This window comes from Pectobacterium brasiliense, from assembly GCF_013449685.1.
Classification (GTDB): Bacteria; Pseudomonadota; Gammaproteobacteria; order Enterobacterales; family Enterobacteriaceae; genus Pectobacterium; species Pectobacterium brasiliense_A.
The window spans coordinates 57,298-72,650 of the sequence record NZ_JACDSF010000028.1 but is presented as its reverse complement, the minus strand read 5'-3'; the positions used below and the strand labels follow the sequence as shown (position 1 = coordinate 72,650).

Genomic DNA, 15,353 nt, shown 5'->3' with positions numbered 1-15,353 from the left:
GTTACTCATCTTGTTGGCTACCTTGCTGCCCTTTAGGTTCTAGTGGGGATAGTAATGCACTGACAAACCTCTCAATTTCATGAAGGTTAGCCTCGATCTGTTCACTATCATGCGCGGTAATGTGCTGTTCAAGCTGTTCACACAACTGTTTGCCAGGATGCAGATTAAGCATGGCAAACACGCCTTTCAGCCGGTGTGCCGTCTGCGAAAGCGACGGAAAATCGCCTGCTTCCCCTTCAGTATACAGCCTCTTTATATCATCCGGTACTGTCTCCACGAACAGCGAATAATAGTCGCTTGCTGCTAATTGTGCGGCGTAAAATTCGACATTATCCGGATCCCCTTCCTGTAGCGCATTGGGTGATGTTTCCAGTTGTAGCTCAATCAGCTTAAGTAATGCCTCCAGCAGGAGGTGACTGATATTATAATTTACCCGCAAACGGCGCGGGCCCAAAGGCGTTACTGTGTCATCGTCATGACTCAACAGCAGCGTATAATCTGCTTTTTTCTCCGGGTCGTCAGTCATGCAGATATCTGCTTCCTGATTAATCTGGCGTTCATCGTTAACCAGATAATTTGCCCCCCAGTTCGTCAGCATATTGCCGACAATATGCTGAACTTCATCAGACGTCACATCCAGCAGAACGGTAATACCATCCAGCAGTTTTTCTTCCTCAACGGGAAGCGCTTCCGGCTCCAGTTTTAACGTCAGAATATAGTGTGTGCCTAATCCGGCCTTACTGTTGATAGTTAACGCGCCGCCCAGTTTATTACAGAGTTGATTGCACAAAAATAAGGTCAATCCTGAATTTTGTCCGAAACGATCGGACGCCGCAGGATGCAGGAAAGGGTGTCGAATATTTTCCTGCTCTTTGCCTGAAACATTCGTTCCCGTATCGCTGATCTGAATAATCAGCGTATCCGACTCATTATTTTTTCTATCAATCGACACCGTAATCTTGCCGTAATCCGTATTGGTCACCGAATAATTCAGCAACAGCGCCAGCGTCTTTTTCAACAACTCGGCGTCGCCCACGTAGGTTTGATTCATATCCAGATTGTAATGATGGAATAGGATCAGACCTTTTTGATTCAATCGTGGCAGTAGCTCAAGGAGAACATGGTCGATAGCCGCCAGCAGTGAAAAACTCTCGTTGATCACATTCCATTCCTGCGCTTCCAGTTTCTCGTGCAAGGCGATATTTTCCAGCAGCTCAATCGCACAGCGGGTATCCGCCGTTAGCTGATCCAGCGTGGGTGCCGGCACGGTTGCTGTCTCACTGTGGCGTAGTGCATGAATATGCTGCCGTAGTGAAATCAGCGGCTGTTTGAATTCGCTGAGCAGGTTTTGGAATAACCGTTTTCTGGCATGAATATTCTTTTCGTATTCACGCTGGGCGAGTAGCAGTTTGCGCTGTACCAGAATCTCTTTGTCCTGTTCACGCAGCAGGAAGAGGCAATAGTCAGGCGAATAGTGGCTACGGATTTGGCGGATTTCATACATCTCATTATTAATCGTGACCTGAATGATACCCTGATGTTCGTCCGCCATATTGGTTATTTTTTGCAGGCTCAGGTGCGGAAGCAACTGTTCTGCGCGCTCATTCTGTATAACGACTTTATTGTTGCTGAAATCATAAACCAGCACGCCCATTGGGATTCTACCCGTGGTTTCGCGGTAAATATCCAGCGTCTTTTCCAACTGACGAGAGACATCCTCGCCGGGATGCGCATACTGCCGACGGAAAAGATAAAAGCCGACGACGGACAAACTCAGCAGAACCAGATTCAGCAGCAGAAGCCAGACGTTATTACGCAATGAATCAATTATCAGGGCTTTTACTGGCACCTGAAAAACGATTTTTATCGGTGCATTGACGAGCGTGGCGGAGATTTCAAGATTAGAGCCATGAAGCTGAATGTCAGCCGTGCCCTCGCCATTATTGTTGTCCATATTGCTGGCCGCTGGCGTATCCGGCTTCAGCATAAGAAGCTCACGCGGAATGGTGTCTGGGATTAAATCGTTAATCGGTAAATCGAACGCCAGAATCGTCGCCAGATGGCCCGGCTGATTGAATGTGGTGCGCAGCGTAAAATAGTAGTCGTTATAGAAGCGTAATTTACGCAGCGGGGAAAAACTTTCGCGCTCGTCTAATACATTCGCCTGTTGCAGCATTTCCGTCCGGCGGGCTTCGGCGATGACCGTAATGTAATTACCACGGAACTGCGAGGAGATATCTTTTAGCGTCTGCGTGGAAATCATCGTCAGGCTGTTGTCGATACCATTCAGGTAATACATGGAATAGACGCTATTTTCCGCTCCCCAGAGAATATCAAGATAACGTGATATCCGGCGAACCGAGGTGAGCGTCCCTTTATCGTGTTGCCCAAAAATCAGCGCGTCCGTTTTCTGACCATTTTTTTCTACGTAGAAAACATTCGGCATTAAATTAATGGCGGTAATGTTGGTGTCGCTCGCGGCGGTTTCGCTGTTCAGGCTGCCGTATATTTGATAGGTGAAAAAACGATAGGTATCGACGCGTTTTTGTATACCCTGAGCAATGGTCGTCAGCGAGTGTTTTTTGTCCGCCAGTAAATCGTTGATGTAGTTATAGCCAAACGTTCCGGTAATCAGGAGCGAGAGCACGGTAAGGAGTGAAAAATAACGCAGGATCATGGCTGGCATCAATTAACGCTCCTGATTAGCGGATAACGGCACGCGCGCTGGCGCTAACGCCCAGCAATAACAGTGCGACAAACCCGAATGCGGTAGCCAAATTGCTGAACTGTGCAATAAAGCCAAGAATGGTCGGGCCGATCAGAATACCTGCATAGCCTACGGTAGTAATGGAGGCTATGGCCAGATTCGGCGGCATGATCTTTTGATTCCCTGCTGCGCTGAACAGGATCGGCACCACATTCGATGCGCCGATGCCCACCATCACAAAGCCCAGAATGGCGGTGATCGCATTATCAATGCTGATCGTTAACACCAGACCGAGTGCGGCGCAGAGGCTGCCACCGGTCAGAATCGCGTAGCGGCCGAGCGCATTAACGATGCGATCGCCGTTCAGCCTGCCCAGTGTCATCGCGACGGAAAACGCTGCATAGCCCATGCCCGCTTGCGCGCCGCTCAGGTTGCGTTCAACCGTTAAAAAGAGGGCGCTCCAGTCCAGTATGGACCCTTCGGCTAAAAACATAATGAAGCACAGTGAGCCAATGAACATCACCCAGCCGCGCGGGATGACAAACAGCGGGCCGCCTTCATCTTGATTTGTGGTGCGCAGCAGGTGTTGATGCGCCGTTGCCATCGCTATCAGCATAAGTGCGACAATCGCCAGAATTGCCATCAGCGGGGACAGCCCAAGCCACAGCAGGGCGCTGACGCCGCCTGCGCCGGCAATCCCTCCGATGCTAAAGAAACCATGAAAGCCTGACATCATCGCCCGGCCGCTGGCCCGTTCGACGATGACAGCCTGAATATTCATCGCGACATCAATCATCCCCATGGATGCGCCGAAAAAGAGCAGCGTTATCGCCATCAGAGGCAGCGTTTCCGCCTGTGTCAGCGCGGGCAAGACCAGACAAAGCAACGCGCTTGCCAGCAAAATAACGCTACGGCACCCCAGTTTGCTGGTGAGGAAACCGGTCAGCGGCATGGCTAAGAGTGAGCCAATACCGAGAGAAAGCAGCAACATCCCCAGAGAGGCATCACTGATAGCCAGCCGCGTTTTGACAAAAGGCACCAGCGGCGCCCAGGACGCCATAGCAAAGCCCGCAACAAAGAAAACGATGCGCGTGGCTGCCTGTGCTTTCTTGCCTGGCAGATTCTGATTAATGCATAACGGGTTGGAATTCAGTGTCGTACTCATCCTGATGAGGCTATCCGGTCGACGTAACAAAGGCCTATTTTTACCATAGTTAGCAGTCTGAATGGAAAGAATCCTGGTGTACGGTTTTTAAGCGAGGGAAGAAGGAAGCGGTGGGGTAGTGGCGCGGGCAAAAAAATGCCGATTAGATAATCGGCAAAAGAATCGGTCAATTAAAGCAATAATGATGATGGAGGAGGATTTTAGAGCGATGCGGGCGACCCGTTTTGCCGTTTGGTGCGATTTTAGTCCGTGTTCACCGTTATGGTCATGAAGATAACCCTAAAAAGTGCGGTGGGACGTACCCTGCTGAGGGTAGCCTTTTGGTCTTGCGTAACCTCTCACCCACGACGTGTTTTTTTCCCGTATAATCCCCTACTTTGTGTTAGGTCTCCGGGGTAACGGTGAAACAACTTTCCGACTTGCTGCAGCATTTGCAGCAGGATTTGCGCGAGCCACAGCCTAAACGCGCAGGTTTCAGACAAATAACGCGTTCGTTGACCCTCAGCGACGCGTCTGAGCTATTTTCGTGGCTGGCAACTCAGCCAGTGTACCCCCAGTTCTATTGGCAGCACCGTCAGGATCGTGAAGAAGCCGCCGTGTGCGGCAACGTGTGCGGGTTTCGCCACATTCAGGATGCTGAGGCATTCCTTGTTCAGCAGCAGTGCGATCCCGATGTGCGCATCTGGGGGCTGAACGCGTTTAATCAAACGAAAGAGGACGGGGCTTCTTCACCCGGCTACCTGTTTTTGCCCCGTGCCGAACTGCGGCGTCAGGATGATACGCTTAGCCTGACTATTAACCTGTTCAGTGATACGTCATTGCAGCAGGATGCCATTGAAGCCTCGGCGTTTATTAACCTGCTTCTGCCGCCCGCTCCACAGCCTCTTTTACATGCGGAAGTGCAGTCCGTCGGGCATCAGCCGGAGCGTCAGGGATGGATCGATTTGCTCCAGCGAGCGCTGCATGACATCAATGCTGGGCTGATGGAAAAAGTGGTTCTGGCGCGTGCAACCACACTCACGTTGACGCAGCCGCTACAGGCCACCACCTTTATGGCCGCCAGCCGAGCGGCAAATCACCACTGTTTCCATTTCATGCTGGCGCACGATGCGCGTCATGCGTTTCTCGGTTCCAGCCCAGAGCGGCTTTATCGCCGTCGGGGTAGCGAACTGGAAACGGAAGCGCTGGCGGGGACGGTGGCAAGCGATCGCGATGCGCGCAAAGCCACGGAACTGGCCGACTGGCTGATGAATGACACCAAAAATCAGTGCGAGAACATGCTGGTGGTGGATGATATTTGTCAGCGATTACAGCAGTCCGCGCTGTCGTTGGATGTGATGCCACCGGAAATTGTGCGCCTGCGTAAAGTACAGCATCTGCGCCGTACCATTCACGCCACGCTGCGCACCGCATCCGATAGCGCGTGCCTGAATGCGTTACAGCCCACGGCTGCCGTCGCGGGCCTGCCGAGACAAGAGGCTCGCCGTTTTATTGCTGAACATGAACCGTTTGAACGCGGCTGGTATGCGGGTTCCGCAGGTTACCTTTCGCGTCAGCAGTCTGAATTCAGCGTGGCGCTACGTTCGGCTGAAGTACGGGATCATGTTTTAACGCTTTATGCCGGAGCCGGAATTGTGGCGGGTTCTGATCCAGAACAAGAATGGCAGGAGTTAGAAAACAAAGCAGCAGGGCTAAGATCCCTGTTAGACGGTGATATGTCATAGTTTTGTTTTAGGGTTGTTGTGCGAGGTACTGGTTTATATCAAAGTCAGCGCGATAAAAAAAAATATAATAAGGCTGATCTCGATGTTTGCTGAAGGTCAACCAGGCCGACAACAGTTCGATCATTCGTATTTTGCCTATATCCATCATTTTCTGTGAGCATACAGCCAGTACACAGGAAGATGGCGGGAATAACCTGCAACCTGAGTTGTTGAGTACAACATGTCAACAAGTGTATTTAATCGCCGCTGGGCTACATTACTGCTGGAATCGCTGACCCGCCACGGTGTCCGGCATGTCTGCATCGCGCCTGGTTCTCGTTCCACCCCGCTGACGCTGTCTGCGGCGGACAATCACGCACTGATTTGCCACACGCATTTCGATGAGCGGGGGCTTGGGCATCTGGCGCTGGGGCTGGCAAAAGCCTCACGTGAGCCGGTTGCGATTATCGTGACGTCAGGCACCGCCGCGGCGAACCTTTATCCTGCCATCATCGAAGCTGGGCTGACCGGCGAACGGCTGGTGGTGCTGACAGCCGACCGCCCGCCGGAGCTGATTGATTGCGGTGCGAATCAGGCGATTCGCCAACATGCACTGTATGCTTCACACCCCACGCTGGCGCTGGATTTACCACGCCCCACGCCCGACATTCCGGCTAGCTGGCTGGTTTCCTCTGTGGATAGCGCAATGGCGCGACTGACGCACGGCGCGTTGCACATTAACTGCCCCTTCGCTGAACCGTTGTACGGTGCCGATGACGGCACGGCGTATCAGGACTGGTTAATGACGCTGGGCGACTGGTGGAACAGCCGTGAACCCTGGCTGCGTGAAATGCGCCAGAGTACGCTGGCGGTCCAGCCGGACTGGCCGCAGTGGCGACAGAAGCGGGGCGTTGTCCTCGCCGGTCGCGTGACGCCAGAACAAGGTGAACAACTCGCGGCGTGGGCGAACGAACTGGGCTGGCCGCTGATTGGTGACGTCCTGTCGCAAAGCGGGCAGCCGTTACCCTGTGCGGATATTTGGCTGGCGCATCCTGACGCGACGGCTCGTCTGCGGCAGGCGGAAATTGTCTTGCAGTTCGGCGGCAGCCTGACCGGTAAGCGCCTGCTGCAATGGCAAGAACAGTGCCAGCCGCAAGAATTCTGGTTAATTGACGATTTGCCGGGACGGCTGGATCCGGCTCACCATCGCGGGCGTCGTCTGGTGGCGGACGTGGGCGAATGGCTGTCTGCGCATCCGGCGCATAAACAAGCGCTGTGGGCGGATTTGTTGGCGGATATTGCCGACAAAACGCAGCGGCAGATCGACGCGCATCTGGCTTCCCGTTTTGGTGAAGCGCAGCTGGCGCAGCGCATACCGGCGCTGTTGCCGCCGGATGGACAGCTCTTTGTCGGCAACAGCCTTGTAGTACGCCTGATCGACGCGCTGGCGCAACTCCCGCAGGGATATCCGGTGTTCGGTAATCGCGGAGCCAGCGGTATTGATGGCCTGATCTCCACGCTGGCCGGTGTACAGCGTGCCACGTCAAAAGCCACGCTGGGCATCGTTGGCGATCTTTCTGCGTTATACGATTTGAATGCGCTGGCGCTGCTGCGTCAGGCTCCCGCACCGCTGGTGCTGATTGTGGTGAACAATAACGGCGGCCAGATATTTTCCTTGCTGCCGACGCCGGTTGCCCAGCGTGAAGCGTTTTACTGCATGCCACAAAATGTGGAATTCGGGCACGCGGCCGCGATGTTTGGTTTGAATTACGTGCGCGCCGAGAGCTGGGAACAGCTGGCGAATACGGTGGCGGATTGTTGGACTCTGGGCGGCGTCACGCTGCTGGAAGTGGTGGTTGAACCGAAGGACGGCGCAGCAACGCTTAATGAACTGGTCGCGCAGGTGGCGACGTGGGCGCACTAGAGTTTCAAGAGCTAGGCTGCCGGAAAGTGACGCAGGGCGCGGTGACTTCTGGGCAAGCGTGGCTGGTATGCCTGCATGGTTTATTAGGCAGTGGCGAAGACTGGCTACCCGTTCTACCGTTTTGTCGTGATTGGCCGGTGTTGCTGGTGGATTTACCCGGACACGGTGCATCGCGAACGATTTTCACAACAGATTTTGCCGATGTCAGCCGCCAGTTAAGCAAGACGCTGTTGGATCAAGGCATTGAGAATTACTGGCTGCTAGGCTATTCGCTCGGTGGGCGTATCGCGATGTATCACGCCTGCAACGGACAGCATGACGGCATGCTGGGGCTGCTGGTCGAAGGCGGTCATCCCGGTCTGGCAACGCCGGAATTGCGTACGGAGCGTATCCACCATGATGCACGCTGGGCGCAGCGCTTTCGTCAGGAGCCGCTGCCAGCGGTCTTGCAGGATTGGTATCAGCAGGCGGTGTTTGCCGATCTGGATTCAGCGCAGCGTGAACAGCTGATTGCGCGCCGCAGCGCGAATCACGGTGCATCTGTTGCGGCAATGCTGGAAGCGACCTCGCTGGGACGACAGCCCTTTTTAGCGAAACACCTCCGGCACCTGTCGATACCTTTTGTTTACTTATGCGGTGCCAGCGACGTGAAGTTTCAAACGCTGGCGGCGCAATACGGCCTGCCGTTACTGAGCGTGGCTCAGGCGGGTCATAATGCTCATCAGGCGAATCCAACGGCCTATGCCGAGCGGGTTCGCTCTTTTCTTTTGCATCACGTTAAGGATTGATAACTATGCTTTATCCGAGTGAAGACCTGCTTTACGCACCCATTGAATGGCACGATTGCAGCGGCGACTTCGCCGATATTCTTTACCATAAATCCATCGATGGCATTGCCAAAATCACGATTAACCGTCCTCAGGTTCGCAATGCGTTCCGTCCGCAAACGGTAAAAGAGATGATTCAGGCGCTCGATAATGCCCGTCACGACGACGGCATCGGGACGATTATTCTGACTGGTGCTGGCGATAAGGCATTCTGCTCCGGCGGCGATCAGAAAGTACGCGGCGACTACGGCGGTTATCAGGATGACAGCGGTGTGCATCACCTGAACGTGTTGGATTTCCAGCGTCAGATTCGTACCTGTCCGAAGCCGGTTGTTGCGATGGTCGCGGGCTATTCCATCGGTGGCGGACACGTCCTGCACATGATGTGTGACCTGACGATTGCGGCAGATAACGCGATCTTCGGTCAAACGGGTCCACGCGTCGGTTCTTTCGACGGCGGCTGGGGCGCGTCTTACATGGCGCGCATCGTGGGTCAGAAGAAAGCGCGTGAAATCTGGTTCCTGTGCCGCCAGTACGATGCGGCGCAAGCGCTGGATATGGGGCTGGTGAACACCGTGGTTCCGCTGGCCGATCTGGAAAAAGAGACGGTGCGCTGGTGCCGTGAAATGCTGCAAAACAGCCCGATGGCACTGCGCTGCCTGAAAGCGGCGCTGAACGCAGACTGCGACGGTCAGGCTGGCTTGCAGGAACTGGCGGGTAACGCCACCATGCTGTTCTACATGACGGACGAAGGGCAAGAAGGCCGTAACGCGTTCAACGAAAAACGTCAGCCTGACTTCAGCAAATTCAAACGGAATCCGTAATGCGCCAGGTCACTCTCTATCGTTACAGCGTGCCGATGGAAGCCGGAGTGGTGCTGCGTAATCAGCGTCTGAAAACCCGAGATGGGCTTATCGTTCGCCTGCAAGACGGCGAACGATTGGGCTGGGGCGAGATTGCGCCGCTGCCGGAATTCAGCGTGGAAACGCTGGCAGAGGCGGAATCAGCCGCGCTTGAACAGCTAAAATCGTGGGCGGCAGGGGCGGCATTTTCTGACGATCTTCCGCCGTCTGTTGCCTTTGGCTTGAGCTGTGCGCAGGCCGAACTGGATCAGCGTCTGCCGCAGGCGGCGGACTATCGCAAAGCGCCATTGTGCAGCGGCGATCCTGACGAGCTGTTTGACATGCTACAGGCGATGCCGGGCGAGAAAGTAGCAAAGATCAAAGTCGGCCTGTACGAAGCGGTGCGTGATGGCATGATCGTTAACGTGCTGCTGGAAGCCTTGCCGGATCTGAAACTCCGTCTGGATGCCAACCGCAGTTGGACGCGTGCTAAAGCGGACGGCTTTGCCCGCTACGTCGCGCCGTCATTGCGTTCGCGCATTGCCTTTCTCGAAGAGCCTTGCAAAACCCGTGAGGAGTCTCGTGAGTTTGCGCGGGAAACGGGTATCAGCATTGCCTGGGACGAAAGCGTGCGCGATGCGGATTTTCGGGTGGAAGCCGAGCCGGGCGTAAGTGCGATTGTGATCAAGCCTACGCTGGTCGGTAGCCTTGCTCGCTGCCAGCAACTGGTGCAGGAAACGCATCAGGCTGGATTAACGGCGGTGATTAGCTCCAGCATTGAATCCAGTCTGGGCTTAACGCAACTGGCGCGTTTGGCGCACTGGCTGACGCCGGACACGATCCCTGGGTTGGACACGTTGGATCTGATGCAAGCGCAGGTGATTCAATCTTGGCCGGATAGCGCGTTACCGCTGCTGGCTGCTGAGCAACTGGACGTGGTATGGCAATCCTGACTGACTGGCCGTGGCGACACTGGGCTAACCAGACGCCCCAGCCTGTTTCGTTGAATGAACTTGTTTCGTTGAATGAGCCCGTTTCGTTGAATGAGTCTGTCGCCTTGATTGATGATGAAACCCGCTGGAGCTGGCAGTCGCTTGCACAGCGGGTGGATCATCTGGCAGCGCATTTCACACAGCAGGGCGTGATGGCTGACAGTACGGTCGCGCTACGCGGGAAAAATAGCGTCCAGATGCTGTTCAGCTATTTGGCGCTGTTACAGTGCGGCGTGCGCGTGCTGCCGCTGAATCCACAGTTACCTGATGCATTAACCGAGGCGCTGCTGCCCACGCTGAATGTGGCGTATGGTCTGTGCCTGAATGATAAACCGTGGCCGAATGCGATACGCACGCTTTCTTTGCCGCCCATTTCTTTGTCATCAGACTCTTCGCCATCAGGCGATACCGAAGAAAGTCACTGCATCGACCGATTACGCTGGCAGGCCGATCTGCTGGCGACGCTGACGCTGACATCCGGCTCCAGCGGGATGCCAAAAGCAGCGGTGCATTCATTTGCTGCCCATCTCTCCAGCGCGGAAGGTGTGGTGCAGATGATGGCATTTTCCTCCAGCGATAGCTGGCTGTTGTCGCTTCCGCTCTTTCACGTTTCCGGGCAGGGGATTGTCTGGCGCTGGCTTGCGACTGGGGCAACGCTCGTTGTCCGCGCGCATCAGCCTCTGGATAAGGCATTGCGCGATTGCACCCATGCTTCTCTGGTTCCAACGCAACTGTGGCGACTGCTGTCAGAGGGGATATTCCCTTCGGCATTGAAGGCCGTATTGCTTGGCGGCGCGATGATTCCGCAGGCGCTTACGCAACAGGCAGAAGCGCGAGGCGTTAGCTGCTGGTGTGGCTATGGCCTGACGGAACTGGCGTCTACGGTCTGCGCGAAACGTGCTGACGGGCGTTCGGGCATCGGCCTGCCGCTGCACGGGCGAGAGATTCGGCTGGCGGAGGATGAAATTCTGCTGCGTGGCAGCACGCTGGCCGCGGGCTATTGGCGTGACGGGAAACTGATTCCACTGGTCGATGATGACGGCTGGTTCCATACGCGGGATCGCGGGCGATTTTCCGGGGATGAATGGCACATTCTGGGGCGTCTGGATAACCAATTCTTCAGCGGTGGGGAAGGGATTCAGCCCGAGAATATCGAAGCCGTACTGTTGGCGCATCCTGATGTTCAGCAGGCCTGCATTGTGCCTGTTGACGATGCGGAGTTCGGCCACCGTCCTGTTGCGGTATTGGAGGTGGCACAAGCCACGACGCTTGATGCAATACGCGATTGGCTACAGCCACAGCTTGCCGGATTTCAGCGCCCGGTCGCGTATTATGCGCTGCCCGCTGAACTGAAAAATGGTGGGATTAAGCTCTCTCGCCAGCAGGTGAAAAGCTGGGTCAATGCCATGCACCATTCGCCCAACACAACAGGCCGCACAGCGCGGTCGTAGGTTAGTTGTCCGGTGCGCTGGTGCCGGATTTCACCACTTTTCCTTCGCTCATCATCGTTTTCTTCTACCTATTTTATCGTCATCCATGATGATTACTCTTGTTCACTTTGTCTTTTTTGCGCAAATAGGCAGCGCTTATTGCTGCTATTGTCAGCAGTGCTGAAGGCAAACTTTCATGATTATTAAAAGAATAAATCGCTGCTCAGGGCAATTTCATGCTGGAGTGAGAGGGCGTTTCGGGTAGAATCGGCAACGATAACACCTTTACACGCGCGTTTAACGACGGTTTTTAAGGATATTGAAAATGAAAAAGTTTGTGATTGCCTGTGCAGGAAGCTTGTTACTTGCAAGTGCTTCTGTACATGCCATTAGCCTTTCCGGGGAAGCAGGTCGCGATTACGCGGGTGCCAGTGCGGGCTTCGGTCTGGGTATTCCTGGGCTTGCGGGCAATGTGAGCTATGCCCACGGCGACAACAACAATGATGTATACGGCTTCGGCCTGGGATACACCATTCCTGTTGGCCCACTCAAACTGACGCTGGGTGGTAAAGCACTGTACCTGAATCAGGAGCATGGTAATGATGGCTATGGTGTTGCACTGGGCGGTGGTGTGCAGTGGCCGCTGAGCCGTCAGTTCTCACTGTATGGTGAGGGTTACTATTCACCGGATTCCTTCTCCAGCCATGTTGATCACTATGTTGAAGGGAAAGCAGGCGTACGCTGGCAGGTGTTTGCACCGCTGAGCGTTGATGTCGGCTACCGCTATATCAATATGGCGCGTGAGAACGGCCCGGATAACAGACTGGCGGATTCTGCCTATATTGGCGTTGGTCTGAGCTTCTAATAGCTATCTGAAGTTCAAAAGAAAAAGAGCGTGAATGTTGAGTTCACGCTCTTTTTTTATGCCTAGGCGTCGCTGAAAAAGATTAGCTGATTGACGGTAGCCAGCCTGCCACCATCGCCAGTTGGATCAAGATAATCGCTACGCCGCTGGTGAAGACCAGTGCCAGGACCGGCGCGCCACCGCGCGTTGCGCGTATTTCAGGGTGCTGTTTGCGTACCTGCCAGCTCAGTAGAACGGGAATAAGCAACGCCAGCACGGCTAGCGCAATCGCCGCATAGCCTAGCGCCATCACAAAACCTTGCGGATAAAAGAGAGCAAACACCAGAGGTGGGATAAAGGTCAGCAAGCCCGTTTGTGCACGCCCGATGATGCCATTTTTACGTTTAAACAGATCGGCTAAATAGTCGAACAATCCAAGCGCCACGCCGAGGAAAGAGGTCGCCAGTGCCAAATCGGCAAACAGGTGGACGGCCAGTTCAACGTGCGGAGAGGCAACCAGCGTGCGAATCGCCTGCATCAACCCATTCAATCCCGCCTGATCGGCCAAAATAGCGTTGAATGTTGAAGAACTGAGGCTGCCCAGCATCACGAGCTGCCAGAAAATATAGGCAATCAGCGGTATTACACTACCAATAAGGAATATTCGGCGCAGCTTACGACTGTCGCCCCCCATGTAGTGCACGATACTGGGGATACTGCCATGAAAGCCGAACGACGTCAGAATGACCGGTAATGCCGAGAGCGTCAGACCCTGTTGCAGCGGCAGCGTTAGTAGGTTGACGCGCTGAATATGCGGCACCATGACGGCCAGCATAATGACGAGCATTAGTACTTTGCCGCTAAACAGGATGCGGTTAAATAAATCGACGGAGGAGGTGCCGATACAGACTACGCCGCCAGCAACCAGCGTGAAGAGCAGAATGCCTGCGGGCAATGGAAGTGAGTAGCCACTCCACTGGCTAATGCTGCTGGCGAGCAGCTCGCCTGCGCCGCTGATATACGCTGCCGTGAGCGCATACATCAGAAATAGCATACTGAAACCGGTGATCCACTGTCCCCAGCGGCCGAGGTAGATTTTTGCCAACGTGCCTAGCCCAGTGTGCGAAGGCTGATGCTGATACACTTCAACTAGCAATAAGGCGCTGTAACACATCAATGCCCACAAACCGATTAATATCATCAATGTAGTACCAAACCCGACGCCAGCGGTTGCTAGCGGCATCGCCAACATTCCAGCGCCGATAGTGGTGCCTGCAACGATAAAAATGCTGCCAAGAGTACGATTTTTCACCTATTCCTCTATATATAGCGTGGCTATACTCCAAATAATTCGAGTTTCAGGTAGGCGGCAAGGGAAGGAATCCCGATGNNACTTGAAGTATGACGGGTATATCCAGATATTTTTGGCAGCAGGGTAGAGTATTCAGTGATTTCTGTCAAAACGCCGTTACGAGGAGTGTAATTTTATATTTACACTGAAGCGAGGCTCGTCGGCGGTGGCATATTTTGTGGCGGGCTGAAAGAAATATTGTGTTTGTTCATCCGACTTTTTAAAGTGGTTTCAGGATCGTCACGAGGAATAAAAAAATGCTTAGGGTCGAGATGTTATGTACCGGCGATGAAGTGCTGCATGGTCAGATTATTGATACCAATGCGGCCTGGCTGGCGGATTATCTGTTTCAGCAGGGATTACCGATGACCAGCCGGATGACGGTGGGGGACGATCTCGATGCGCTGGTGACAGCGATAACGCAGCGTAGCCAGATAGCCGATATCCTGATTGTGAACGGCGGTTTAGGGCCGACCAGCGACGATCTCAGCGCGTTGGCGGCAGCCAACGCAGCAGGAGAAGGGCTGGTTGAGCACGCGGAATGGCTGGCGCGTATGGAAGCGTTCTTTGCCGAGCGCGGCAGAGTGATGGCACCGAGCAACCGTAAACAGGCACAAATCCCCGCCAGTGCGGAAATGGTGGATAACCCGGTGGGCACCGCCTGTGGCTTTGCCCTGCAATTGAACAAATGCCTGATGTTTTTTACGCCGGGCGTGCCGTCTGAGTTTAAGGTCATGGTCGATCAGCAAATTATGCCGCGTCTGCGCGAGCGTTTTGCTGTCGCGGATGCCCCGCTGTGCCTGCGTTTGACCACTTTTGGCCGATCTGAGAGCGATCTGGCAAGCCAGTTGGACGGCATGGCGTTACCGTCGGGCGTGGTGTTGGGCTACCGCTCCTCTATGCCGATTATCGAGCTCAAGCTGACCGGCCCTGCTGCACAGCAGGAAAACATGGAGCAACTGTGGCAAACGGTGCGCACCGTGGCAGGGGAAAATACCATTTTTGAAGGCACCGAGGGGTTACCGGCACAGTTGGCACGGCGTCTGGCTGAACGTGATATGACGCTGGCAGTGAGTGAACATTTCACGGCAGGATTGCTCAACTGGCAGCTCCAGTCGGCAAATACGCCGCTGGCGGGCGGAGAACTGCTGGCAAAGGTTGAGGATACTAACCTGTCTGGGCTAGTGAACTATGCTCGCCATCTGGCGGAGTGTCAGGGGGCGTCGTTAGCGCTGGTTGTGGGTAACCGGAATGATGCGGAGCTGTCCTTAGCGCTGCATACGCCGGAAGGATCTTTCGCCCAAACGATACAGTTCAACGTACAGCGCTACAGCCTGAAAACGCATCAGGAAGTCGTTGCAATGCTGGCGATGAACATGCTGCGTCGCTGGCTAAACGGCTGGTCAGTGTACGGCGGACACGGTTGGATCACGGTGTTGAAGACGCTGTAGTCAGCGGGGAATTACCGAGGATCTTATCCTTAACCTGCCTTAGCCACACTTCTATTCGGCTTTCGGGGTTAGTTTCGTGCGCGATAATACCGTCATTTTCATGCTACCTCGTAGCAC

At 54.5% G+C, this 15,353-nt stretch carries 11 protein-coding genes; 8 read left to right on the top strand and 3 right to left on the bottom strand.

Annotated elements, in window-relative coordinates; genetic code table 11:
- Nucleotide 1: 1 nt before the first annotated feature.
- Both rcsD and H0248_RS12275 read right to left on the bottom strand, forming a co-directional pair.
- Entirely contained in the window at nt 2-2,686 is a 2,685-nt protein-coding gene (rcsD, locus tag H0248_RS12280) for a phosphotransferase RcsD (RefSeq protein WP_180786147.1), read from the bottom strand.
- Nucleotides 2,687-2,702: 16 nt separating this feature from the next.
- Nucleotides 2,703-3,872 carry an MFS transporter gene (locus tag H0248_RS12275; RefSeq protein WP_180786146.1) on the bottom strand — a complete coding sequence of 390 codons (1,170 nt, stop codon included), beginning with the start codon at nt 3,870-3,872 and terminating at the stop codon, nt 2,703-2,705.
- 401 nt (nt 3,873-4,273) lie between these two features.
- Between H0248_RS12275 and menF the strand changes: the two genes are divergently transcribed.
- From menF to H0248_RS12240, 7 genes are all read left to right on the top strand, one after another.
- Nucleotides 4,274-5,596 (top strand): isochorismate synthase MenF, encoded by a 1,323-nt coding sequence (gene menF / locus H0248_RS12270; RefSeq protein ID WP_180786145.1) that lies wholly within the window; start codon nt 4,274-4,276, stop codon nt 5,594-5,596.
- A gap of 220 nt (nt 5,597-5,816) precedes the next feature.
- The gene (menD, locus tag H0248_RS12265) at nt 5,817-7,499 is read left to right on the top strand and encodes a 2-succinyl-5-enolpyruvyl-6-hydroxy-3-cyclohexene-1-carboxylic-acid synthase (RefSeq protein ID WP_180786144.1); all 1,683 of its coding nucleotides are present in this window, start codon (nt 5,817-5,819) and stop codon (nt 7,497-7,499) included.
- Nucleotides 7,487-8,287 carry a 2-succinyl-6-hydroxy-2,4-cyclohexadiene-1-carboxylate synthase gene (gene menH, locus H0248_RS12260; protein ID WP_180786143.1) on the top strand — a complete coding sequence of 267 codons (801 nt, stop codon included), beginning with the start codon at nt 7,487-7,489 and terminating at the stop codon, nt 8,285-8,287. Before menD ends, menH begins: the two co-directional genes overlap by 13 nt.
- A gap of 5 nt (nt 8,288-8,292) precedes the next feature.
- Nucleotides 8,293-9,150 (top strand): 1,4-dihydroxy-2-naphthoyl-CoA synthase, encoded by an 858-nt coding sequence (gene menB / locus H0248_RS12255; RefSeq protein ID WP_180786142.1) that lies wholly within the window; start codon nt 8,293-8,295, stop codon nt 9,148-9,150.
- On the top strand, nt 9,150-10,121 hold the full coding sequence (gene menC / locus H0248_RS12250; protein ID WP_180786141.1) for an o-succinylbenzoate synthase: 972 nt from the start codon (nt 9,150-9,152) through the stop codon (nt 10,119-10,121). Before menB ends, menC begins: the two co-directional genes overlap by 1 nt.
- Nucleotides 10,109-11,611: an o-succinylbenzoate--CoA ligase gene (gene menE, locus H0248_RS12245; RefSeq protein WP_180786140.1), complete on the top strand. Its 1,503-nt coding sequence runs from the start codon at nt 10,109-10,111 to the stop codon at nt 11,609-11,611. The genes menC and menE overlap by 13 nt, the downstream gene beginning before the upstream one ends.
- Nucleotides 11,612-11,915: 304 nt before the next feature.
- A complete protein-coding gene (locus H0248_RS12240) occupies nt 11,916-12,455 on the top strand; it encodes a YfaZ family outer membrane protein (RefSeq protein WP_180786139.1) in 540 nt (179 codons plus the stop codon).
- Between the two features lie 82 nt (nt 12,456-12,537).
- Here H0248_RS12240 and tyrP read toward each other — a convergent pair whose 3' ends face one another.
- A complete protein-coding gene (gene tyrP / locus H0248_RS12235; RefSeq protein ID WP_180786138.1) occupies nt 12,538-13,746 on the bottom strand; it encodes a tyrosine transporter TyrP in 1,209 nt (402 codons plus the stop codon).
- A 296-nt stretch (nt 13,747-14,042) separates the two neighbouring features.
- On the opposite strand from tyrP, the gene H0248_RS12230 reads away from it, so the two are divergent.
- The gene (locus tag H0248_RS12230; protein ID WP_180786137.1) at nt 14,043-15,236 is read left to right on the top strand and encodes a nicotinamide mononucleotide deamidase-related protein YfaY; all 1,194 of its coding nucleotides are present in this window, start codon (nt 14,043-14,045) and stop codon (nt 15,234-15,236) included.
- Nucleotides 15,237-15,353 lie beyond the last annotated feature (117 nt).